This is a genomic window from Pseudomonas cichorii (assembly GCF_015471405.1).
GTDB classification, from domain to species: domain Bacteria; phylum Pseudomonadota; class Gammaproteobacteria; order Pseudomonadales; family Pseudomonadaceae; genus Aquipseudomonas; species Aquipseudomonas serbiensis.
This window is the reverse complement of the sequence record NZ_BLVZ01000015.1, coordinates 114,494-137,669: the sequence shown is the minus strand read 5'-3', so window position 1 is coordinate 137,669 and position 23,176 is coordinate 114,494. Positions and strand designations below refer to the sequence as shown.

At 55.0% G+C, this 23,176-nt stretch carries 16 protein-coding genes and 1 other RNA gene; 7 read left to right on the top strand and 10 right to left on the bottom strand.

What is annotated here, in order from left to right; genetic code table 11:
* Window positions 1–119 precede the first annotated feature (119 nt).
* Together xdhB and xdhA are read right to left on the bottom strand one after the other, a co-directional pair.
* Window positions 120–2,474, bottom strand: a complete 2,355-nt coding sequence (gene xdhB / locus JL015_RS22280; RefSeq protein ID WP_201019966.1) for a xanthine dehydrogenase molybdopterin binding subunit — start codon at window positions 2,472–2,474, stop codon at window positions 120–122.
* The gene (gene xdhA / locus JL015_RS22275) at window positions 2,467–3,921 is read right to left on the bottom strand and encodes a xanthine dehydrogenase small subunit (RefSeq protein WP_201019965.1); all 1,455 of its coding nucleotides are present in this window, start codon (window positions 3,919–3,921) and stop codon (window positions 2,467–2,469) included. Before xdhA ends, xdhB begins: the two co-directional genes overlap by 8 nt.
* A gap of 263 nt (window positions 3,922–4,184) precedes the next feature.
* Here xdhA and JL015_RS22270 point away from each other — a divergent pair, with 263 nt between their 5' ends.
* The 5 genes from JL015_RS22270 to JL015_RS22250 all read left to right on the top strand — a co-directional run bounded on the left by JL015_RS22270 (window position 4,185) and on the right by JL015_RS22250 (window position 13,228).
* A complete protein-coding gene (locus JL015_RS22270) occupies window positions 4,185–4,844 on the top strand; it encodes a GntR family transcriptional regulator (RefSeq protein WP_201019964.1) in 660 nt (219 codons plus the stop codon).
* A 4-nt stretch (window positions 4,845–4,848) separates the two neighbouring features.
* Complete coding sequence (gene smc, locus JL015_RS22265; protein ID WP_201019963.1) at window positions 4,849–8,337, top strand: chromosome segregation protein SMC; 3,489 nt, start codon at window positions 4,849–4,851, stop codon at window positions 8,335–8,337.
* 251 nt (window positions 8,338–8,588) lie between these two features.
* Window positions 8,589–9,437, top strand: a complete 849-nt coding sequence (gene zipA, locus JL015_RS22260; RefSeq protein WP_122320733.1) for a cell division protein ZipA — start codon at window positions 8,589–8,591, stop codon at window positions 9,435–9,437.
* 146 nt (window positions 9,438–9,583) lie between these two features.
* Window positions 9,584–11,947 carry an NAD-dependent DNA ligase LigA gene (gene ligA, locus JL015_RS22255; protein WP_201019962.1) on the top strand — a complete coding sequence of 788 codons (2,364 nt, stop codon included), beginning with the start codon at window positions 9,584–9,586 and terminating at the stop codon, window positions 11,945–11,947.
* A 138-nt stretch (window positions 11,948–12,085) separates the two neighbouring features.
* Window positions 12,086–13,228: a zinc-binding metallopeptidase family protein gene (locus tag JL015_RS22250; RefSeq protein ID WP_201019961.1), complete on the top strand. Its 1,143-nt coding sequence runs from the start codon at window positions 12,086–12,088 to the stop codon at window positions 13,226–13,228.
* 107 nt (window positions 13,229–13,335) lie between these two features.
* Here JL015_RS22250 and JL015_RS22245 read toward each other — a convergent pair whose 3' ends face one another.
* Window positions 13,336–13,611, bottom strand: a complete 276-nt coding sequence (locus tag JL015_RS22245; RefSeq protein ID WP_122320727.1) for a hypothetical protein — start codon at window positions 13,609–13,611, stop codon at window positions 13,336–13,338.
* 455 nt (window positions 13,612–14,066) lie between these two features.
* On the opposite strand from JL015_RS22245, the gene ffs reads away from it, so the two are divergent.
* Window positions 14,067–14,163: signal recognition particle sRNA small type (ffs, locus tag JL015_RS22240), an RNA gene on the top strand.
* Between the two features lie 691 nt (window positions 14,164–14,854).
* Here the strand turns inward: ffs and JL015_RS22235 are convergent.
* The 7 genes from JL015_RS22235 to JL015_RS22205 all read right to left on the bottom strand — a co-directional run bounded on the left by JL015_RS22235 (window position 14,855) and on the right by JL015_RS22205 (window position 21,959).
* Window positions 14,855–15,595, bottom strand: coding sequence for a DUF5343 domain-containing protein (locus JL015_RS22235; protein ID WP_201019960.1), 741 nt, complete (start codon window positions 15,593–15,595; stop codon window positions 14,855–14,857).
* A gap of 667 nt (window positions 15,596–16,262) precedes the next feature.
* On the bottom strand, window positions 16,263–17,099 hold the full coding sequence (locus tag JL015_RS22230) for a hypothetical protein (RefSeq protein ID WP_201019993.1): 837 nt from the start codon (window positions 17,097–17,099) through the stop codon (window positions 16,263–16,265).
* A gap of 89 nt (window positions 17,100–17,188) precedes the next feature.
* Entirely contained in the window at window positions 17,189–17,704 is a 516-nt protein-coding gene (locus JL015_RS22225) for a hypothetical protein (protein WP_122320721.1), read from the bottom strand.
* The gene (locus JL015_RS22220) at window positions 17,701–18,447 is read right to left on the bottom strand and encodes an alpha/beta hydrolase (RefSeq protein ID WP_122320719.1); all 747 of its coding nucleotides are present in this window, start codon (window positions 18,445–18,447) and stop codon (window positions 17,701–17,703) included. The genes JL015_RS22225 and JL015_RS22220 overlap by 4 nt, the downstream gene beginning before the upstream one ends.
* A gap of 2 nt (window positions 18,448–18,449) precedes the next feature.
* On the bottom strand, window positions 18,450–18,947 hold the full coding sequence (locus tag JL015_RS22215; protein WP_122320717.1) for a PAAR domain-containing protein: 498 nt from the start codon (window positions 18,945–18,947) through the stop codon (window positions 18,450–18,452).
* 280 nt (window positions 18,948–19,227) lie between these two features.
* Complete coding sequence (locus JL015_RS22210; protein ID WP_147471842.1) at window positions 19,228–21,030, bottom strand: glycosyltransferase; 1,803 nt, start codon at window positions 21,028–21,030, stop codon at window positions 19,228–19,230.
* Window positions 21,031–21,485: 455 nt separating this feature from the next.
* Window positions 21,486–21,959: a hypothetical protein gene (locus JL015_RS22205; RefSeq protein WP_025259285.1), complete on the bottom strand. Its 474-nt coding sequence runs from the start codon at window positions 21,957–21,959 to the stop codon at window positions 21,486–21,488.
* A 155-nt stretch (window positions 21,960–22,114) separates the two neighbouring features.
* On the opposite strand from JL015_RS22205, the gene JL015_RS22200 reads away from it, so the two are divergent.
* Window positions 22,115–23,101, top strand: coding sequence for a helix-turn-helix domain-containing protein (locus JL015_RS22200; protein WP_025259286.1), 987 nt, complete (start codon window positions 22,115–22,117; stop codon window positions 23,099–23,101).
* The last annotated feature ends 75 nt before the right edge of the window (window positions 23,102–23,176 follow it).

Sequence of the window (23,176 nt, the reverse complement as noted above, 5' to 3'; positions counted from 1 at the left end):
GTGCCTCTGAGTTGACGGACCCGGTAGGAGCGAATTCATTCGCGAAGACGTCAGCACATCCACCGTCAATGGCACTTTCACATGCCGCTTCGCGAATGAATTCGCTCCCACGGGGATGTTCATTGAAGACGTCTCATCTGTTCACACCCCCACAAAACCCGCTCCGGCGTTGCCGGTGCATCGATGTCGGGCTGATGCCGATAATCCCCCAGGCTCGCCACCGCATCCTTGATCGCACACCACGCTGCAATCCCCAGCATGAAGGGCGGTTCGCCCACGGCCTTGGAATGGAACACCGTGTCTTCCGGGTTCTTGCGGTTTTCCACCAGGGTGACCCGCAAATCCAGTGGCAAGTCCGCCACCGCCGGGATCTTGTAGGACGCCGGGCCGTTGGTCAGCAATTTGCCTTTGTCGTTCCACACCAGCTCTTCGGTGGTCAGCCAGCCTGCGCCCTGAATGTAGCCGCCTTCGACCTGACCGATATCGATGGCCGGGTTCAGTGAGGCGCCGACGTCATGCAGGATGTCCGTGCGCAGCATCTTGTACTCGCCGGTCAGGGTGTCGACGATCACCTCGGCGCAGGCGGCGCCAAAGGCGAAATAGTAAAAAGGCCGACCCCGCGCCTGGCTGCGGTCGTAGAAAATCTTCGGCGTCTTGTAATAGCCCGTGCTGGACAGCGACACCTGGCCCATCCACGCCTGATGCGCCAGCTCGGCGAAGGACAGCACCTGCTCGCCGATACGCACATGCCCATTGCGAAACACCACATCGGCCTCGGTCACTTGATACTTCAGCGCCGCAAATTCCACCAGCCGCTGCTTGAGGATTTCAGCGGCATTCTGCGCGGCCTTGCCATTGAGGTCCGTGCCGCTGGACGCCGCAGTCGGTGAGGTGTTCGGCACCTTGTCAGTGTTGGTCGCGGTGATCTGGATACGCTCGATATCCACCTGAAACACCTCGGCCACCACCTGGGCGACCTTGACGTTCAAGCCCTGGCCCATCTCCGTGCCGCCATGGTTCAGATGGATGCTGCCATCGGTGTAGATATGGACCAGCGCACCCGCCTGATTGAGAAAGCTGGCGGTAAACGAAATCCCGAATTTGACCGGTGTCAGCGCCAGGCCTTTTTTCAGAATCGGGCTGCTGGCGTTGAAGGCCTTGATGGCTTCTCGACGCTCTGCGTACTGGCTGCTTTGCTCCAGATCGGCGGTCATTTCTTCCAGCAGGTTGTGCTCGACGGTCTGGTAGTAATGCGTGACGTTGCGCTCGGTCTTGCCGTAGTAGTTGACCTTGCGAACCGCCAGCGGGTCTTTGCCCAGATAGCGGGCGATGCTGTCCATCACTTCCTCGATGGCCACCATGCCTTGTGGGCCGCCGAAGCCTCGATAGGCCGTGTTGGACGCGGTGTTGGTCTTGCAGCGATGGCCGTTGATGGTTGCATCGCCCAGGTAATACGAGTTATCGGCATGGAACATGGCGCGGTCGACAATCGAGGCCGACAGGTCCGGCGAATAACCGCAGTTGCCCGCCAGTTCCAGCTCGATGCCCTGCAGGCGTCCGCTGTCGTCAAAACCCACGTCGTACTCGATATAGAACGGGTGGCGCTTGCCGGTCATCAGCATGTCTTCAACCCTTGGCAGGCGCATCTTGGTTGGTTGCCCGGTGAGGTGGGCAATCACGGCGCACAGGCATGCCGGGCTGGCTGCCTGGGTTTCCTTGCCGCCAAAGCCGCCGCCCATGCGCCGCATGTCGACCACGATGCGGTTCATCGAAACGCCCAGCACCTCGGCCACCAGCTTCTGGATTTCCGTAGGGTTCTGGGTCGAGCAATAGACGATCATCCCGCCGTCTTCGGTGGGCATCACCGACGATACCTGGGTTTCCAGATAGAAATGCTCCTGGCCACCGATATGCAGGCTGCCCTGCAAACGATGCGGTGCGCCTTGCAGGGCGCTGGCCGAGTCGCCACGCTTGTGGGTATGACTGTCGACCACGAAATGCTTCTGGCGCAAGGCCTGAACCACATCCAGCACTGGCTCCAGGTCTTCATATTCAATGACCGCCGCCATCGCCGCCTTGCGTGCGGTTTCCAGGTCGCGGGCCGCCACGGCCAGCACCGGCTGGCCGACGAACTCCACCTTGTCGATGGCCAGCAACGGGTCGCCGGGCAGCAACGGGCCGATGTCTTTCAGGCCGGGAATGTCTTGATGGGTAATGACGATCCGCACCCCGTCGAAAGCAAGGCACGGAGCCGTGTCGACGCTGACGATCCGCGCATGGGCGCGGTCCGAGAGGCGTGCATACACATGCAGTTGATTGGGAAACTCCAGGCGGTCATCGATATAGATGGCTTCGCCACTGACGTGCTTGTCGGCGCTGTCATGCTTGACGCTGCGGCCAACGCCGGTGGTCAGGTCCTGCTGGAACAGCGCGACCAGTTCGGCCTGGGTCTTGGGCGGTAGATGATTAGACATAGTCGGTCACCCGCGTCACAAGAGTGGGGGTTTGCAGCTCGATAAAATATTTGCGCAGCAGGTTTTGCGCGCTGAGCAGACGGTATTCCTTGCTGGCGCGAAAATCCGACAGCGGCGTGAAATCTTCGGCCAGTGCGCTGCAAGCCAGTTCGATGGACGCCGATGTCCAGGGCTGACCGATCAAGGCCCGCTCGCAGGCCGCGGCACGTTTGGGAATGGCTGCCATGCCGCCGAACGCAATGCGCGCATCGGCAATCTGGCCGTCTTCAAGATGCAGGCAAAAAGCCGCGCAGACCGCCGAGATATCGTCATCCAGCCGCTTGGACACCTTGTAGGCGCGGAATACATGGCCAGCCTTGGCGGTCGGCACAATGATCTTCTCGATGAACTCGCTTTCCTGACGTGCCGTCACCCGGTAATCGATGAAGTAATCTTCCAGCGCCAGGGTGCGTTGAGTGTCGCCCTTGCGCAGCACGATCCGTGCGCCCAGGGCGATCAACAGCGGCGGGGCGTCGCCGATGGGTGAGGCGTTGCCGATATTGCCGCCCAGCGTGCCCTGATTGCGGATCTGCAACGAAGCGAAGCGTTGCAGCAACTCGCCGAAATCCGGGTATTCAGCCTTGAGAGCTGCATGGCAGTCGGTCAGCGAGGCGGCGGCACCAATCTCCAGCCGGTCCTCGAAACGCTCGATGCGCTTCATTTCGGCAATATGGCCAACATGAATCATCACCGGCAGCGGCTTGTGAAACTGAGTGACTTCCAGCGCCAGATCGGTCCCGCCTGCCAGCAATCTGGCTTGTGGGTGCGCGCTGTACAGGTCGGCCAGATCGGCCACGGTCAGCGGCACCAGAGAACGCTTTTCGCCGTCGTTCAGTTCGCCGGTTGTCTTGGGGGCGATGCTGCGCAAGCGGGCGATGGTCTGGGCCTGACGCTGATCGAACTGGTCGGGTTGATGCTGGCCGCAGGCTTGCGCTGCAGCGTCCAGAATCGGGCGATAACCGGTGCAGCGGCAAAGATTGCCCGCCAGGGCTTCGTGGGCCTGATGGGTGTTGGCCTGAGGGCTGTTCTTTTGCAGGGCGAACAGCGACATCACAAAGCCTGGCGTACAGAAGCCGCATTGCGAGCCATGGCAGTCGACCATGGCCTTTTGCACGCTATGCAGTTGCCCTTGATGCTTGAGGTCTTCGACGCTGATCAATTGCTTGCCGTGCAGCGACGCCACGAAGGTCAGGCACGAATTGAGGCTGCGATAACGCAATTGCTCAGTGCCATGGCTGTCGGTTTCCAGCTCGCCGAGCACAACGGTACAAGCGCCGCAGTCACCACTGGCGCAGCCTTCCTTGGTGCCCGTCTTGTGCGCATGCCCGCGCAGGTAATTGAGCACGGTGAGGTTCGGGTCCAGGGTGTGCTCGGTTTTGAGCTCCTGGTTCAAAAGGAACTGGATCACGGTGCTACACCCTCGATTTCTTGTAATCGGATATGTCGATGAATTTATCAGCTTTGCTTATCGGGTCAATTTTTTTCTGACTGTAAAGTCAGGAAATTCCGTTGCCAGTCGATAAGTCACGCAACACATAAGCGACAATAAGTCTGTCACATCAATGATTTGCTTAATTCGTGCCAGTTTCACGGCCATGGCCCTGCGCCATGCCCAAAGGTTGCGATACACTCCTTCTCTTAATAAGTAGAACTGCTGCTGAAAGGAAAGACATGACGTTCAAGGCATCGGACAGCCTCGCCGAGCAAGTCGCTCAGCACATTGCCGAGCGGATCATCCGTGGCGAGCTGAAACCTGGAGAGCGGATCCAGGAACAAAAGGTCACGCAGGCGCTGAGTGTCAGTCGCGGTACAGTGCGCGAAGCTCTCTTGATTCTGGAGCGCAGGCATCTGGTGGTGATCTTGCCGCGTCGTGGTGCGCAGGTGACTGTGCTGGATGCCCATAATGTGGTCGGCCTGTGCTCGCTGATGGCCGAGTTGTATATCCTGCTCGCCACGGCGGTTGCCGAACGCTGGCAGCGCGAGTCGGATCTGGCACCGTTCATGCAAATCCAGCAACGTCTCAAGAACAGTTATGAGCGTGAGGATGTCACGGTATTCGTTGAAGAAAGCTTCAACGTCATGCGCGCCGCCTATCCGTTTGCCGACAACCCGTACCTGCAAGAGACCGTCGAGAACCTGCAACCGTCCATGAGCCGCAGCTATTACCTGGCGCTTGAACAGCGCAAGGCCGAACTGGGCGATTATCTGACGCTGTTCTCACAAATGCTTGAAGCCGTTGTGGCCCGGGACCTGCCACAGATTCGCGTAATCCTTACCCATTATTGCCAACGCAGCTGCAGACTGGTGCTGGCTGCTTTGTCCACAGGCTGAAACCATGCGTCTGAAGTGCATCAAGCTGGCGGGGTTCAAATCCTTCGTCGACCCCACCACGGTGAACTTCCCCAGTAACATGGCGGCCGTTGTCGGCCCCAATGGTTGCGGCAAGTCCAACATCATCGACGCCGTGCGTTGGGTGATGGGCGAAAGCTCTGCCAAGAACCTGCGCGGCGAGTCGATGACCGACGTCATCTTCAACGGCTCCACCAGCCGCAAGCCCGTGAGCCAGGCGAGCATCGAACTGGTGTTCGACAACTCCGATGGCACGCTGGTGGGTGAATACGCCAGCTACGCGGAAATTTCCATTCGCCGCAAAGTGACCCGCGACAGCCAGAACACTTATTACCTCAACGGCACCAAATGCCGTCGGCGCGATATCACCGATATTTTCCTGGGCACCGGCCTTGGGCCGCGCAGCTATTCGATCATCGAGCAGGGCATGATCTCCAAGCTGATCGAAGCCAAGCCCGAAGACCTGCGCAACTTCATCGAAGAAGCCGCTGGCATCTCCAAGTACAAGGAGCGCCGCCGGGAAACCGAAAACCGCATTCGTCGCACCCATGAAAACCTCGCACGCCTGACGGACCTGCGCGAAGAGCTGGAACGCCAGCTTGAGCGCTTGCATCGGCAGGCACAGGCCGCCGAGAAGTATCAGGAATACAAGGCCGAAGAGCGTCAGCTCAAGGCTCAGTTGTCGGCTCTGCGCTGGCAGGCCCTGAACGAGCAGGTTGGCCAGCGCGAGGCAGTGATCGGCAATCAGGAAATCGGTTTCGAGGCCTTGGTGGCTGACCAGCGCAGTGCCGATGCCAGCATCGAGCGACTGCGGGACGGCCATCACGACCTGTCCGAGCGTTTCAATGTGGTGCAGGGGCGTTTCTATTCCGTGGGTGGCGATATCGCCCGTGTCGAGCAGAGCATTCAGCACGGCCAGCAGCGCTTGCGTCAGTTGCAGGACGACCTGCGCGAAGCCGAGCGTGCCCGACAGGAAACCGAATCGCACCTGGGACACGACACCACCTTGCTGGCGACCCTGGGCGAAGAGCTGGAAATGCTCGAACCGGAACAGGAAATGACCAGCGCTGCCGCCGAGGAGTCGGCCATTGCCCTGGAAGACGCCGAAGCCACGATGCAGGGCTGGCAGGAAAAGTGGGACACCTTCAACCAGCAATCGGCCGAGCCGCAACGTCAGGCTCAGGTGCAGCAGTCGCGCATTCAGCAACTGGAACAAAGCATCGAGCGTCTGGCCGAGCGTCAGCGTCGTTTGAACGAAGAGCGCCAATTGTTGGCCGCTGACCCCGAAGACGCGGCCATTCTTGAACTGAGCGAAGACCTGGCCACTCGTGAAATGACCATCGACGACCTGCACCTGAACGAAGGTCAGGTGGTCGAGCAACTGGAGCAGTTGCGCGATCAGTTGCAACAGGCCAATCAGGCGCAGCAGCAGGCCCAGGGCGAACTGCAACGCTTGAATGGCCGATTGGCCTCGCTTGAAGCCTTGCAACAGGCAGCCCTCGACCCGGACACCGGCACTGCCGAGTGGCTGCGTGACCAGCAACTGGCCGAGCGCCCGCGTCTGGCTGAAGGGCTGAGTGTCGAAGCAGGCTGGGAACTGGCGGTGGAAACCGTGCTGGGTGCCGACCTGCAAGCGGTGCTGGTGGATGATTTTGCCGGGCTGGATCTGGCCGGTTTCCAGCAGGGCGACTTGCGCCTGCTGAGCCCCGGAGCCGATACCAGTCGCCTGCCGGGCAGCCTGCTGGACAAGGTCGAAAGCCCGGTCGACCTGTCGGCCTGGCTGGGGCAGGTCATGCCGGTGCAAACCCTCGACGAAGCCTTGGCCCGACGTGGGCAGTTGAGTGCCGGGCAAAGTTTTATCAGCCGCGATGGCTATTGGGTCGGGCGTCACTTCTTGCGCGTGCGCCGCGCCAGTGAAGCCCAGAGCGGCGTTCTGGCCCGTGGTCAGGAACTGCAACGGCTTGGGCTGGAGCGTGACGAACTCGAAGCGGCACTGGCGGCCCGTGAAGAACAACTGCTGTCGCTGCGTGAGCAACAGACGCAACAGGAAGAAACCCGCGAACAACTGCGTCGCCGCCTGCAAGACGAAACCCGTCAGCAGGGCGAACTCAAGGCCCAGCTGTCGGCGGCCAAGGCCAAGGTCGAGCAGTTGACCCTGCGCCGTACCCGCCTTGATGAAGAACTCACCGAAGTGGGCGAACAGCGCGCCATGGAGCATGAGCACCTGGGCGAATCCCGCGTGCAACTGCAAGACGCCCTGGACGCCATGGCTCAGGACACCGAGCAGCGCGAGCTGCTGCAAGCTCAGCGCGACAGCCTGCGCGAGCGTCTGGACCGGATTCGTCAGGAGGCGCGTCAGCACAAGGATCGCAGCCATCAACTGGCGGTGCGCCTCGGCTCGATCAAGGCGCAGCACGACTCCACGCGCCAGGCCCTTGAGCGCCTGAAGATGCAGTCCGAGCGGCTGTCCGAAAAAAGCGAGCAACTGGGCCTGAACCTGGAAGAAGGGCAGGCCCCGCTGGAAGAGTTGCGCCTCAAGCTCGAAGAATTGCTGGAAAAACGCATGGTCGTCGACGACGAAATGCGTATCGCCAAAATCGCTCTGGAAGATGCCGACCGTGAACTGCGCGACGCCGAGAAGCGTCGCACCCAGGCCGAGCAACAATCGCAACTGTTGCGTGGCCAGCTGGAGCAGCAGCGCCTTGAATGGCAAGCCCTGACGGTGCGGCGCAAGGCCTTGCAGGACCAGTTGCAGGAAGACGGCTATGACCTTCACGGCGTGCTGGCGACCTTGAGCCCCGAAGCCAGCGAGGCGAGTGCCGAGCAACAACTTGAAAACATTGCGGGGCGCATCCAGCGCCTGGGCGCGATCAACCTCGCGGCCATCGACGAATACCAGCAACAGTCCGAGCGCAAGCGTTACCTCGATGCCCAGAACGCTGACCTGGTGGAGGCTCTGGAGACGCTGGAAAACGTGATCCGCAAGATCGACAAGGAAACCCGCAATCGTTTCAAGGAGACCTTCGATCAGATAAACAGCGGAATTCAGGCGCTGTTTCCGAAAGTTTTCGGTGGCGGCTCCGCTTATTTGGAACTGACGGGCGAAGATTTACTCGATACAGGGGTGACAATCATGGCGCGTCCTCCCGGCAAGAAGAACAGCACGATTCATTTGCTGTCCGGTGGGGAAAAAGCCCTGACTGCATTGGCACTGGTTTTTGCCATTTTCAAACTCAACCCGGCACCGTTCTGCATGCTCGACGAAGTCGATGCACCCCTGGATGACGCCAACGTGGGACGTTATGCACGCTTGGTGAAAGAAATGTCACAAACAGTGCAATTCATCTACATCACCCACAACAAGATCGCCATGGAAATGGCCGACCAGCTGATGGGCGTAACCATGCATGAACCCGGCTGTTCGCGCCTTGTAGCGGTGGATGTCGAGGAGGCGATGGCCCTTGTGGATGCGTGATCTGTAACGTGATTTCGCGGGGAAATGGCTTTTTAGTGGCTCAAATATGTGAAGCGGTAGCGATAGATACTACCCTCAGGGCCAAACAGGTGTAACAGACGGTGTAAAGTTACCTTTGGTCGTGCTAGTTTAGTGACCACTTTTTTATTTCGGCGTGGGCAAAATGCCAGTTAGAACATAGACTTGGCACCACGTATTAAAGGGGTTTAGGCCCTTATTTTGAAAATTCTTCATTAGAGGCACTGGATTACATGGAAATCGGTCTGCGCGAGTGGCTGATCGTCATCGGCATTATTGTCATTGCCGGTATTCTCTTCGATGGCTGGCGCCGTATGCGCGGCGGCAAGGGGAAACTGAAATTCAGGCTCGACCGAAGCTTCTCCAATCTGCCGGACGACGATGAAACCACGTCCGCAGAATTGCTGGGCCCACCCCGCGTGCTGGATACCCACAAGGAACCTCAACTGGACGAGCAGGACCTGCCGTCGTTGAGTGCGACCCCGCGTGAGAGCAAACGCAGCAACAGCGACAAGAAGCGCAAGGACGAGCCGCAACAGGGCGACTTGAACCTGGATATGGACGGCCCTAGCCTGTTCACCGATCGCAACGACGACTTCCCGGACGACAAGCCGGCCCAGCGCATCACCGAAGACAAGGACCTGCCGCCTGTCGAAGAAGTGCTGGTCATCAGCGTGATCTGCCGTGACGAAAGCGGTTTCAAAGGGCCTGCACTGCTGCAGAACATCCTGGAAAGCGGTCTGCGTTTCGGCGAAATGGACATCTTCCACCGTCACGAAAGCATGGCTGGCAATGGCGAAGTCCTGTTCTCCATGGCCAATGCCGTGAAGCCGGGCGTGTTCGATCTGGACGACATCGACCATTTCAGCACCCGTGCCGTCAGCTTCTTCCTGGGCTTGCCTGGGCCGCGTCATCCGAAGCAGGCGTTCGACGTCATGGTCGCCGCAGCCCGCAAGCTGGCCCATGAACTCAACGGCGAACTGAAAGACGACCAACGCAGCGTCATGACCGCTCAAACCATTGAGCATTACCGCCAGCGCATTGTCGAATTCGAGCGCCGCGCATTAACCCAGCGCCGCTGACAGTAGGAGCGAATTCATTCGCGAGACGCCATTGACGACGATAGACCTTCTTCGGATGTACGGCCCTCTCGCGAATGAATTCGCTCCCACGGAAATGCCAGATTAAGCAGCCCCGGCTGCTTTTTTGCTTTTTGAGAGAACATTGTATGAAGGTCGTCGAAACCCGAATCCTGGAACTGCGCGCAGAGCTGGATCAACACAACTACCGCTACCACGTGCTGGACGAACCCAGCATCCCGGATGCCGAGTACGATCGCCTGTTTCACGAACTCAAGGCCCTTGAGGCTGAAAACCCGCATCTGGTCACCCCGGATTCCCCGACCCAGCGTGTTGGCAGCGCGGCGCTTTCGGCCTTCACTCAAGTGCGTCATGAAGTCCCCATGCTCAGCCTGGGCAACGCCTTTGAAGAAACCGACATGCGCGAGTTCGACCGCCGCGTGAGCGAAGGCCTCGACCTGCCGGCAGACGACCTGTTCGGTAGCGGCGCCAAGGTGCAATACAGCTGCGAGCCCAAGCTGGACGGCCTGGCGGTCAGCCTGCTGTATCGCGACGGCGCGCTGGTGCGTGGCGCCACTCGTGGTGATGGCACCACCGGCGAAGACATCAGCGTCAACGTGCGCACCGTGCGCAATATCCCCCTCAAGCTGCAAGGCACAGGCTGGCCTGACGTGCTTGAAGTGCGGGGTGAAGTCTTCATGTCCAAGGCCGGTTTCGAGCGGCTCAATGCCAGCCAGATGGAAACCGGCGGCAAGACCTTCGCCAACCCGCGTAATGCGGCGGCAGGCAGCCTGCGCCAGCTTGACTCGAAAATCACCGCCAACCGCCCGCTGGAATTCTGCTGTTATGGCCTGGGCCAGGTTTCTACCGAAATTTCCGACACCCATGTAGGCATGCTGAACAAGCTCAAGGAATGGGGCATGCCGGTCAGCCGCGAGCTGAAACTGGCGGACGGGATCGAAGAGTGCCTGGCGTATTACCGCGATATCGGTGAACGCCGCCTCCAGTTGACGTATGAAATCGACGGCGTGGTCTTCAAGGTCAACAACCTGGCTTCCCAGCGTGAACTGGGCTTCCGCGCCCGTGAGCCGCGCTGGGCCATCGCCCACAAGTTCCCGGCCATGGAAGAGCTGACCGAACTGCTGGACGTCGAATTCCAGGTCGGGCGCACGGGCGCAGTCACGCCGGTCGCACGCCTCAAGCAGGTCAAGGTCGCAGGCGTCATGGTGTCCAACGCCACATTGCACAACATGGACGAAGTCGCACGCCTGGGCGTGATGATCGGCGATACCGTCATCATCCGCCGTGCCGGTGACGTCATCCCGCAAGTGGTGCAAGTGGTGGCCGAACGCCGCCCGGAAAACGCCCGCCCGGTGGAGGTGCCGAAAACCTGCCCGGTCTGCGGCTCCCACGTAGAGCGCACGCAACTGGTCAAGCGCAGCAAAGGCAAGGAAACCATCAGCGAAGGCGCGGTCTATCGCTGCGTCGGCCGTCTGGCCTGTGGCGCGCAGCTCAAGCAGGCGATCATCCACTACGTCTCGCGTCGAGCCATGGACATCGAAGGCCTGGGCGACAAGACCATCGAGCAACTGGTGGACGAAAAGCTCATCGGCTCGCCCGCTGACCTGTACAAACTGCAATACGAACAGATCATCGACCTGGAAGGCTTTGCCGAAGTCTCCAGTAACAAACTGCTCAAGGCCATTGCTGACAGCCGCAAGCCGACTCTGGCGCGCTTCATCTACGCGCTGGGCATTCCCGATGTGGGCGAAGAAACCGCCAAGGTGCTGGCCCGCTCGCTGGCGTCCCTGGCGCGGGTGCGCAAGGCCTTGCCGGAAGTGCTCACCTACCTGCCGGATATCGGCCTGGAAGTCGCTCACGAAATTCACAGCTTCTTCGAGGACAGCCACAACCGTGAAGTCATCGATGCCTTGCTGGGCGAGAGTGGCCTGCAATTGCAGGATGAAGGCGAACTGGGTGCCGAGTTTGCGGCCAGCACCACCCTGGGCAGCCTGATCGACAAACTGCACATCTTCTCGGTTGGGCCGGGCGGCGCGCAGAAACTGGCCGACAAGTTCGGTACGCTGGAAAACGTGATCAGCGCCGACTGGCTGGACATGCGTCAGGCGCTGCCGGAGAAACAGGCCAAGGCCGTGCGCGAGTTCTTCGATGACAGCGCCAACGCCGAGCGGGCGCGAGCCATCGAAGCGCAGCTCAAGGAATTCGGCATGCACTGGCGCAGCGAGAAGAAAACCGTCGAAGGCCTGCCGCTGGCCGGCCAGACCTGGGTCCTGACTGGCTCGCTGGAACGCATGAGCCGCGACATCGCCAAGGAAAAGCTCGAAAGCCTGGGTGCCAAGGTATCCGGCTCCGTCTCCGCCAAAACCCACACCGTCGTCGCCGGCCCCGGCGCAGGCTCCAAACTCACCAAGGCCAACGAACTGGGCCTGGAAGTGCTGGATGAAGAAGCCTTTGTGGCATTCCTGAGCGGGCAGGGCATTGAAGTGGAATAAAGATCCCTGTGGGAGGGGGCTTGCCCGCGACAGCCATCTGATTGAATGTCCCAGGCCCCCCAAAAACACGGAACCCCTGTCACCGCCCATGATCTAGGCTCTGTACGAAATCTGTTCACGGACCCCAGGGAAACCACCATGTACCGCTTTTTCGAACAACTCAGTTCAAGGATCGCTGCCCCCTTCATCAGCGAAACAAAGCGCAACAGCAAGGTCTGGCAGTGCCGCTGCGGCCAATCGGTGTTCTTTCCCAACTCCCAGTGCCTGGCCTGCTCGGCGGCATTGGGCTATCTACCGGAACAGGAACGCATCGCCACAATCGAAGCCGCCGCCGAGCCCGATACCTGGCGCCTGAGCGAAGACCCCGGCGCAGGCCTCTACCGACGCTGCGCCAACCTGCACACGCCAGCCGCCTGCAACTGGCTGTTTCCGGCTCACAATGCAGGTGAATACTGCATCGCCTGTAGCCTGAATCGCACTATCCCGGACCTCTCTGTCCCTGAAAACCCCGAGCGCTGGCGCAAGGTCGAAACCGCCAAGCGGCGCTTGGTGGCGCAACTGATTTCCCTGGGGCTGGAAGTCATCCCCAAGACCAGCGACGAAGACACCGGGCTGGCCTTCGACTTTGTCGGCATCGACCTGGAAGGTAAACCGCCGACCACCGGCCACGCCAACGGCCTGATCACCCTGAATATCGAAGAAGCCGACGACGCCCACCGCGAAGCCGTGCGCGTACAGATGCACGAGCCTTATCGCACCTTGCTGGGGCATTTCCGCCATGAAGTGGGGCACTATTACTGGGACCGGCTGATTGCCGACACCTACTGGCTGCACGGCTTTCGCAACCTGTTCGGCGACGAACGCGCCAGCTATGCCGACGCGCTGGAGAACCACTACCAGAACGGCGCCCCGGAAGGCTGGCAGCAACAGTACGTCAGCGCCTACGCGACCATGCACCCCTGGGAAGACTGGGCAGAAACCTGGGCGCACTACCTGCACATGATGGATGCCGTCGACACCGCGCTGGGCCTGGGCATGAGTGCGCGGGAAATGGAGCTGGACTACCAGCCGTTCCCGCTGCAAGCCCTCTACGACCCCCAACACCCCGACGGCCCGGCCTTCCTCTCATTCATCAACGCCTGGATAGAACTGGCCAGCATGCTCAACGAACTGTCACGCAGCATGGGCCAGCCCGACTTCTACCCCTTCGTCCTGCCCGCACCGGCCATCGCCAAACTGCACTTCATCCACCTCGTCATCCAAGGCTCCACCACCCCGTAGGAGCGAATTCATTCGCGAACAAACCGTGAAATACCGATCAATCAGGCATACATCTCACTTGTGGGAGGGGCCTTGGCCGCGACGGCATCACCCAGGCCCCCAATCTGCTAATGCCTGACCACTGCCCTGTCCAACCCAGGCCGAAACACCTGCTTCTCCACCAGATCCAGCGCATCACAGCCATCGCTCAACAGCATCAGCGCCGCATTGGCCATATAACGCACATCAGCGTCATCGGCCCCGTCCAGACATTCCAAGAGGCGACGAGCCATACGAATACGCCGGTCAGCACTGGCAAACAGAAAATCCAGTGGGGCCTGACTGTCGATATGCATCACAGGGTTATCAGTGTTATTGCTTTTGAGCGGGACAAAGCGGGTCATGCTGCACCTCCGCAGGGCGTGAGGGCAGGGGGATTGGGTGTGATTTTGAACATGATTGATTTCTCTTGTTTTTGGGTTATAGCTACCAAAAACTCACTTCCACATGAGTGGGTGGCAGCTGTGTGCGGGTGTGGAAGACCGGTAAGAGTACCCGGCGCACCCGAAGGTGCCCCAGCACACAGCCGCCATAACACAGCTGTCGGGCTCCTGATGGTTTCCGATTGCTGATACATGCGTCTGTGTCTCTTAACGGCCGGGCTTCCACACCCCCATCGCTGATATGCAGCGACGGCGCGACTATAAGCCCCGAACCCGCTCCCTGCAACCCGCCCAGCCCTTGTGACACAAGTGCTTGAGCAATCTCGAATTTTTATCCTGGATTACGGGTTGTAACTTCGCGCCAGACCGGTACAATGGCGCGGCTCGCCGACTGGCGAGTGTCGTTATGGTGACCCCATCGGTCCCCCCGCAACGATTACCCGTCAACCTGGTCAGGCCCGGAAGGGAGCAGCCATAGCGGGAACATTGTGTGCCGGGGTGTGGCTGGTGGGGTTGCCACCTTTCTTAATAAGTCGTTGTAATTAACGTCTTACCATCCGAAAAATTTATTAAGCATGGCATGGCGCTAGTAAATCTAGGTGCTGCATCATGAAAGCTCGTGGCTCATCAGATCTTTACTACTCCTTTTGTGTACAAAAAGCATCTGTAACGCGGGTAGTATTTGCTTTTGCGTCGAGACTCTGGGGGGATCACCCTTTGGATTGTTTTTGTGCGGCTTTCCTGCGGGAGAAGCCGGAGGAGTATCTCCTCCGGCTGGTGCGTCCTACATTGGGCTGCTACGCCAGTGGGAGCACACACGCTCGAGGCGGCCGAAGCGCATCCGAGTATATGTAGTCACAAACACTGATTTGACTGGAGACATACGTCACCTCGTACACAGGTTTGTGAGGGCGATAGGAAATTACCTTTGTTGTGCTACACTCCAGCCGCTAGGACACAAATGGTAATCGGTAGAGGGACGCCCTCAACTGCCTTGCCGCGAGCTTTTTCACAGGATTTGACGCTGTCTTTGACCATTTACCTTTTCCAGAGGGGTCAGAGGAAGCATCCAATCTCAGAGAGAAAGCGGTGTCTGCCACCGCCTCGGTTCAAGTCCTTCAGACAGATGGATACCTTGAATCGGGGCGTTTCTTTTATTGGCCATCTATGTCGGCAGAATTGACATAAATGGCGCAGCCTCTTCTCATATCAAATCATCCTCTGCCTTTGCTGGTGGTGTTGCTGCCATTGTGTCTCGATAGTTTTGAAGAATGAACTCAGTCATCTTGATGACTGATGCCCATTGCCTAGCATCCATATTGTCCGGCAAATTGATTGATCCATCGTCCATGCCCATGATTGGTATGGGAATGCGGATCATTTTGGAGTTTGCATGGGGGGCAGAAGATTGCTGCTGCGTGCCATGAACTAAAGGTTGTTCTACAGGACTTGGCATTGATTTTGGCGATTTTTTCTTTGTGTTCCCGCCTGGAGCTGATGGTGCCTTTACGTGAGGGCTTACGAAAATGCCCGCGCTTTTAGCGGCAGCAAGGAAAAAGGCGACAGATTTTGTAAGTGTTGATCCAGAAATATCGTACTGGCGGAACTTATCTGCCATTTGATTTGATGTTGCATTACGAAGGTTGAATGTTCCGTCAGAAACAAAAGTGTAGGAACTTTCGATCATTTCTTTAAGTAATGATTTCGCTTGCTCCTGATCAGCAGCTATATACGAGTCAAGTAGAGCTGTGGGGACATGCTTTTCATCAATCAGATCAAACCATTTAAAGGTTGCGAGTAGAGCCGATTGTTCTGAGCCCGAGCGCTTTTGAAGGGTGCTCCGGTCAATCACAGCAGGCATAACCTCGTGATCTTTCAGCTCGCTCAAGAGGCTTTCAAAGCTGCGGTACGAAGCGTATGGCGGCCGGACAATTTTTTCGTTCATGTCTGGAATGCTTCTGTAATGATTGGCATGTGGCCATACTAATTTTTCTCCCGATCAATTTGCAAGTGGCATTTTCTCATTTTTTCAATTATGCGTTAAATCATAATGTTGTTTGAGAAAGCAAATGTGTAAAATTTATATATAAATCAATAGTTTATGCGTTTTTGGTGTTAATTTTTTTTTCTTGCGCAAAAACATAGATGGGAATTTTTCTGTCGATTGGCCTTTTTTGTGTGTGTCAGACGTTTTCAGGCCGTATGGGTGGTAAATCAACAATGACCGCCTCATTCGTACGGTTCACATGTTTAGTAGGGGAGGCTCTATACGGAAGAATTGTGGCGAGCACTGCAATGCATCAGTCAAGGAGGTTATGGCGGTAACGCCTTTCGCGAGTTTGTTGAACGCGCCAGGATGTGGCGACTTCTTTCGGGTAGATGAGTATGAGCTCGATGGCATGGTGCTGGTTGTGCCAGCAGGCTGGTGATCCGCGCTTTATGCTGCATAGCGAGGCTGCATACGTAACCGATGCAGTTTCCTGTGCTAGTCGGTAGCCACCGGCACCGTTTTAACCACAGCATCATTAACCTCCGTCAATGGTCGTCGCCAGACGTGCTGTCCTCCCATTCGGTAGCACAACCTCTTCTGCTTGTTGTTCAACGAACCATCTTCAATCTTCCGCAAACACTTTAATGCTCTCAGCCACATGCGATCTCACCCTATGTGTGAAGCCCTGAGCATCGCTGACACCTTGTTCGATGCTGCCGTCGGCGCGCTGGATGGCGTAGGCGTGGTTAGCCATGGGTTCGCCGGTGGTTTCGTTGATGAGTTTGAACTTGTCGCTGAAGGGGGCCGAGAAGAAGGTGTCGTCGATGATGACGATAGGCGCAGGCAGAGGGATTCCAATCGCCGGGAATATTAAAGTAGGAGGCCAGCGATCTGCAATAAATGGCTGCGCGGTAGGTAGGGGGCTTTCAGTGATTGAGTTATTTTCTCTCACTTTTTCCAGTATTAGCGCTGATGGGATAAAGAAGGTATTGGTGTAGTAACTATCGTATCCCCATGAAGCTGTGAGACGGACTTTGCAAGGGATTGATACTTGGTCCTCAATCAATGCTTTTATGTCGTCGTACTCCCTCAGAATGCTTTCGCTGCCTTTTTGGTTGGAATAAGAAAAATACACTTCGGAAGTGAAGTCGCGGTTTAGCCTGCTTTGATTTTTTGCCTCTACTAAGCCACTGGCTTTTGTTTTAATGACATGATCTGTAGAAAAGTATGTATCGCGATCCAGAGAGCACGTCAATACTGGGCGTTGTTGGTTGCTGTTTTCGTAATTGTTGAAGGCGCGCATCAGGTCAATGCTTGAGGTAAATTCAATCGTATAAAGGTTATTGGGGCCTCGCTCAAAAGACGATAACCTAAGCTCTGCGCGTGGGATGTTTGGCGTTTTTGCGCAGGCGGTACATAAAAGTGCTATTGCGAAAATAAAAGAGTGATATATGCTCATGTGCTAAAAGTCTGTTGCTAGCGTCAATGATTAGGTTTTATGCAGACTTTAACTCTTGTACTGGACCTACGAATAGCCATTTGCGATTCTCACTTGTTAATCTGCTCTAGAATGAGTCTGGAGGGAATAAAAAGTATATTGGTGTAGTAGGCTTTATATCCATACGCCGTTATGAATACTCTGCAAGGGATTGACTCCTTTGCCTCAAGTAGTGGTTTAAAAGCCTCGAAGTCGTTTAAGTCCCGTTGAGTGCCATCAGGATTGTTAAAGCGAAAGATAAGCTCGGAGGTGAAGATGTAGTTTGGTCTTGTTGAACTTTTTGCCTCTACTCGTCCTGTAGCACCTATGTTGATGGGGGCTTCTACTGTAAGTTGTGCATCAGGATCCAGAGAGCAGATGAAGCTGGGGTTTAATTGGTTGCTATTTTCATAGTCATTGAATGCATACTGCAGATCCACGCTTGAGCTGAAAGTGACAGTGTAAGGGTATTTGGGTGCTGGTCCGAATGATAAAAGATTAAGGTCAGCTACCGGTATTTGTGCTGTTTTTACGCATGCGGTGCACAAGAGTATGCTTAAAAAAAAGAAGCTACGATATATGTTCATTGGCCAAAAATACCGTTTATTGAATCATAAATCAGATCGCACGCGGATTTTGTTCCGTCAACGGGTTCAATGAACATTCTGTTCGCTGCGTAGTGGTGTATGTCAGCAGTTTTATTTATCGTTGGACATGAAGTTATATTCCAGTGTTCTCCAAAGCTCGCGACACCATCTGATGAATCGGGTTTGCTGGATTTTGCCCGAATATTAATCCATGTTTCAGCAACGGGTGACGGTTCTGACATATAGATGTCTGAGCCTAGCGATACGAGAAGACCTTCCCCTACCGGATCCAGTGTGACCAGGAACTTAATGGTATAACCGGCCTCCGACAGGATTCTTGATAGGTGAGCCCCATTCCATCCGCCTAAGCTATGCCCCACGATATAAACCGGGCATGATTTGTTAGGTATTTTATCAATGAAATTCTTCTGGATATCGCTGGAACCTTTTGCATGCTTATAGCTTTTCACCTCGCTGATATATTTCGGTAATAGATTTTTAGCATATTTAACCTTACTGTCCAGAATGGCTTGTGCATCGTTAACGTTTTTAAAGGGCCCCTGAAAATAATACGACTCCTGATCCGCCGCTCCCCCAATAAAAAACACCACCGCCTTCTTCTCTGCCACCGGCACCGTTTTAACTACGGCATCATTAACCGCCGTCAACGTATGCGTCGTCGCCACACACGCTCTCTTCCCGTTTGAAAGCACAATCTCTTCTGCTTGTTGTTCAGCGGCCATTTTCAATCTTCCACAAACAGTTTGATGTTTTCAGCCAGATGCGAGCTGATCATGTGGGTAAAGCCCTGTGCATCGCTAACGCCTTCTTCGATGCTGCCGTCGGCGCGTTGGATGGCGTAGCCGTGGTTGGGCATGGGTTCGCCGGTGGTTTCGTTGATGAGTTTGAGCTTGTCGCTGAAATGCACGGGCATTGGCAGCAGCCCGCTGAAGGGGGCCGGGACGAAGGTGTCGCCGATGATGACCGTGCCGGAGCCGCCAATGATGATGTTGCCGTGGGCACCGGTGCTGTCGATTGTCGCGGCGTTGAGGCCGTTGATGAAGACCGTTGAGCTGACGCCGCCGGTGATGGGGCTGCCGCAGGCGGATTTGTCGGTCATGCGGGCTGCGGGGAGGCCGTCGAAGTTTACATCGGGGGAGCCGCTGGCGATCGGGTTGGTGCCGTGCCCAGGCAGTGGGCAGCTGGTGGGGTCGCCAAGGCGGGCAGCAGGTTTGCCACTCATGCGAAATTCCATTTCAAAGTGTCGGATAGGTCTGACTGGCAAGCCGGATCGTTCACAGCTTCTCAGCGATGGCATTTTAAGTGCGTACCCGACGTTCAGCAATGGATGACGTCTGTCTTCCTGGAGCATGTGCGACGCCAGTAGCGGATCACTTCCCGCTTCGTTGGGGGCTCACCAGGCTCACGGAGATCATACAAGGCCTCCGCCGTTACCCATTACGCAAGCAGTTGAGTGTCAATAACTCAACTGCTGATTCAGTGCAGTGTATGGGCTGGTTAAGTCATAAATTTTTCGGTAGTGATTTTTCGGAAAGATAAGCCGCCCACCCCGCTCCTAGAAAGGTTGTAGCGGTCCAGAGCCCAGCCATTCCTGCCAAGGTTATTAAATTAGGTAACTCGTCATAATAATTAATGAGTCCTCCCATCGTCAGGGCAACAAAAAATATGCCAACCTTGAGTTCGGTTGCGACCGAACGCAACATCCGTCCTGATTCTCGTGCTTTAGGGAATTTCTCGGTTCTGTTCCATGGAAGGGAAATTTTCACGAGCGGTGCCAGGAAGCCGCACATGTTTGTCCATCTCAAGGCATTCTCGATAAGGATACTATTCAAGAAGTCTTTGACCCGTACGCCGCCCATCATCTGGAATGTAATCCATTTGTCACCATAAAGCAGTGCCACGCGGGCCGCACTGAATATGATGGATGAAACCAGTATACTGAAAGGGATGTCCGACTCGGCCCATGCGGGGAAAACCGTTATCGCCAATACGACGATAAGCATGTTCAAGGGTATGGCGAAGCGGTGTAGATGGGTACGCATGATCAAAATGAAAGTATTCCATTTCATTTGTCCTAGGGTCAGCGCGGATAAATAGCCTCGCCAATGATGCAGTAACTGTTGTGTCGGGCCTGCTGCCCAGCGAAAAATCTGTTTCTTAACGGCTTCAAATGTTTCAGGCAACAGTCCGCGTCCTGCCGTATCGCCCAACACATTTCCCTTATAGCCCGCCAGCCCCATTCTTATTGTGAGTTCAGAGTCCTCTGTCAAGCACCACTCACCCCATCCGCCTATTTCAGTAATAACGTCGCGACGGAACAGGCACATGGTTCCAATCGATAGGCCAGCGTCATATTCATCCAGCGCAGGCAATACCATTTTGGGGTAGGGCGTATAGGTGTAGTAAGACCCCGCCAAAAAAACGTTTTCTTCGTAGCTATGATAGTCATGACTGAGTTGGACATAGCTGATATCCGGGTCCGTGAAAAGCTTTTGATACTCCTCAAAGTAAGCTGACTCCACGATGTAATCTGCGTCCACAACGGCAATAAATTCTGTATGAGACGGTGACTGGCGAAGCGCATAGTTCAACGCACCTGCTTTGGCACCCGTGATTCCTTCGACATGCCTGAATGATACGGACTCGCCCTTGACTTCACAGTGCGCTTCCAACGGTTGCCAGATCTGCTCATCTTTAGTGTTATTGTCGATGACCAAAAGATGTGACTGTCTCCCCAAGTTGTTTGCAATGGCATCAATAGACATTTTGACGACTTCGGGAGGTTCTGAATAAGAGGGCAGATGGACGCACACGCTGTCGAAATCACTGCGCTCTGCCAACCGCTCGCGAGCGCGTGTCATTTTCGGGAAGTGCATGTTGAATTGAGGAACATTTAACAGAGGCTTGAAGGGGGCCGTGAGCATCATATAAATAAATGAAAATAGTATTCCGACAACAATTGATCCCTCTATTTCAAGGGAGGCATAATGGATGACGAGGGCTGTCAGCATTAAGAAAAAGGGCAGATACTCTACGGTCGTGACTGCTATGCCCATTGTATTGGTTAAAGGTAAAAACCATTTTCGTGTTTGAATTGCCAGGGTCAGTGAGACCGATGTGCCTATTAAAATAAACATCGCCTCTTTAAAGGGTAGAAACGCGCTGGGTGCAATGACGATGATGAGCCATAGGAGAGAAATGTTGACTTCACCTGTTCCCCTGACGTGATGGGCTAAGCGTTTAATTGTCAGGACGAGTGTTGCCCAAGCCGCGAATAATAATCCGACTGTTATATGATATTCCACGTTGTGCTCCCACAATGATTTTGGATGCGTAAAGGAAATGAATCAATATCTATCAGGGTGTTGGCTGTTTATGCAGACGCTCATCAGTGTCAATTGACTGTTGCCGCAGCGTGTATCGAACACGCCTTGTTTCAGGGCGAACATTGTCTTTTATAGAGAACTGCCCAGTTTTACTTATGGCTCAGGGTTTATTTTGATCCGTTCGTTATCGGCTTTTTGGGCGTTATCGAGGCTGCCGGCATCGAACCGAAGTGCAAGTGTGTTTGCATATGCTTCTGTTTTTCTGAAGCAGGCACCCCTGTATTCAGGCCGTTTCACGGGTATTTATTTATTGATTTCAATGGGTTAGTGCGCAACTGATCATCGTCGAACTTCCCTGGGCTCCTTGATAAATCAAAACGATGGAACCGTTCCACCTAGGCAGGCAGATTACGATCGGTGGATATTTATTTTCGTTAGCTGACGGTGTGTTTAAGTAGTTCTCTGTGGGCGAGATTGCGGAGGTGGCGTTCAGTGACTCCAAAACAATTGGCAATTTTCTGCGCAGGCATGTCTTCTGTAATTGCCTGTTGTATAGCCACTTTTCTAAACGCATTAAAGATACCCCAGGCAGAGGGTATATCAAGGCTGCCACTGGCACCGACATGAGTAATGAATTGTTTGTGTGTTTTTTCTGAAATAATAATTTCTATCTTTTTTAAAAAATCTTGATGGGATTTATTTATGTACAAACGACTTCCTCCATAACGTCGGATAAAACAGGACATTGTCAGAATGCCGTCATTTTCGGCCAGCTCGGCAGCCAGCCAGGGCAGGGTGCATAATAACGCATGTCGATGCACTAAATAGAATCTCTCTATTTGCGAAAAGCGATCGTCATCCCGGTCTGGTAAGCCAGAGAAGAGCGTATAGAAGTCTATGTCGGCCATGCATCAATCCTTGTCGTATCAAGAGAAAGTAAGAAGCCAGGTGTGATGTCTTAAACGTCTTGGTACATCTTATCTATGAGCACGGTGTTCTGGCTTGTCTGAACAGGTCAAAGAATTGATTGTGCGAGCCATGGTTCGGTCAAATAGGAGTTAAAATGAACAAGGCATCTGTGTGGGCGTCGGAATTTTCTCCGGAGCAACGTGTTTTTCAATGGTTTTATATGTTTAATGAGAATGTCTGTAATTTTCCCACGGACCTCTGGGAGAAGAGCTTCAAGATTCATGGTGTGACGGAGGGTTTCAACGCTCATTTCTACGCTCAGCAGTTCGGTGAATTCAATGTAACCTCGCTGCGTTCTACGCCATGGAAGATTGGTTGTAGTGGATTGCCTGAGACGCACTCGCTTCCTGCAAGGAGATTTTTGGTTTTTCAGCGAAAAGGAAGTATTCAGTACGTTCAGAATAATAAAATGATCACCTTACAACCCGGTGATTGGGGATTGTTTAATCTCGGGGTCGAAACTGAAGTGCTTCTTCATGAGGATGTGCACTTGATCATGATGACCTTTCCGGCAAGTCAAATAGATTCAATACTGTCGTTGGTCGAGATGCAACTGCCTTTCCGTTTTGACAGCACGCGTGAAAAGAAATCACAGTTATTCTACAACTCTGCATTGACACTCATTTGCGACGAGTTGACATACGGGGCGGAGACAGGAGAGCGTATACTGCAAGCATTGATTTATTTGCTGAAGGAGACTATCGAGAGCTATAGCATCGTGCCCTTTGATTTGGCGAAGTCAAAAAATAGTCATTACAGGGATTTGAGTATCCAGTATTTGAGTGCGCATTTGGATGATATGTCTTTTTCGGTCAGTAAAATGGCGAAAGCATTGAGGTTTAGCGTGAGGACGCTCAATCGAGTGATGAGGGATGTGCACGGGGAAAGTGTAGAAAAGCTGTTGTGGAAAATGAGGCTCGAACAGGCAAGTCAGGCGTTGAAATTGCGCAGCAATGATCGCTTAAGCCTCACGGATATCGCGTATTCATGTGGTTTTAGCAGTGCTTCGCATTTTTGTAGAAAGTTTAAAGAGTGCTGGGGCGTTACACCAAGCCAGTTCAGGATGCAGCACAGGTGTTAATGAAGTTAATCAGGCTCACTTTAGAGCTCTGTGAAGGACCGCCGGACAAGCCGCAAGCGGATGGCATCGTGACCT

What these genes read in the sequence shown, in the direction of transcription:
- xdhB (WP_201019966.1), bottom strand. Translation starts at nt 2,474, where the DNA reads ATGTCTAATCATCTACCGCCCAAGACCCAGGCCGAACTGGTCGCGCTG.
- JL015_RS22270 (WP_201019964.1), top strand. Translation starts at nt 4,185, where the DNA reads ATGACGTTCAAGGCATCGGACAGCCTCGCCGAGCAAGTCGCTCAGCAC.
- smc (WP_201019963.1), top strand. Translation starts at nt 4,849, where the DNA reads ATGCGTCTGAAGTGCATCAAGCTGGCGGGGTTCAAATCCTTCGTCGAC.
- zipA (WP_122320733.1), top strand. Translation starts at nt 8,589, where the DNA reads ATGGAAATCGGTCTGCGCGAGTGGCTGATCGTCATCGGCATTATTGTC.
- ligA (WP_201019962.1), top strand. Translation starts at nt 9,584, where the DNA reads ATGAAGGTCGTCGAAACCCGAATCCTGGAACTGCGCGCAGAGCTGGAT.
- JL015_RS22250 (WP_201019961.1), top strand. Translation starts at nt 12,086, where the DNA reads ATGTACCGCTTTTTCGAACAACTCAGTTCAAGGATCGCTGCCCCCTTC.
- JL015_RS22245 (WP_122320727.1), bottom strand. Translation starts at nt 13,611, where the DNA reads ATGACCCGCTTTGTCCCGCTCAAAAGCAATAACACTGATAACCCTGTG.
- JL015_RS22235 (WP_201019960.1), bottom strand. Translation starts at nt 15,595, where the DNA reads ATGAACGAAAAAATTGTCCGGCCGCCATACGCTTCGTACCGCAGCTTT.
- JL015_RS22230 (WP_201019993.1), bottom strand. Translation starts at nt 17,099, where the DNA reads ATGAGCATATATCACTCTTTTATTTTCGCAATAGCACTTTTATGTACC.
- JL015_RS22225 (WP_122320721.1), bottom strand. Translation starts at nt 17,704, where the DNA reads ATGAACATATATCGTAGCTTCTTTTTTTTAAGCATACTCTTGTGCACC.
- JL015_RS22220 (WP_122320719.1), bottom strand. Translation starts at nt 18,447, where the DNA reads ATGGCCGCTGAACAACAAGCAGAAGAGATTGTGCTTTCAAACGGGAAG.
- JL015_RS22215 (WP_122320717.1), bottom strand. Translation starts at nt 18,947, where the DNA reads ATGAGTGGCAAACCTGCTGCCCGCCTTGGCGACCCCACCAGCTGCCCA.
- JL015_RS22205 (WP_025259285.1), bottom strand. Translation starts at nt 21,959, where the DNA reads ATGGCCGACATAGACTTCTATACGCTCTTCTCTGGCTTACCAGACCGG.
- JL015_RS22200 (WP_025259286.1), top strand. Translation starts at nt 22,115, where the DNA reads ATGAACAAGGCATCTGTGTGGGCGTCGGAATTTTCTCCGGAGCAACGT.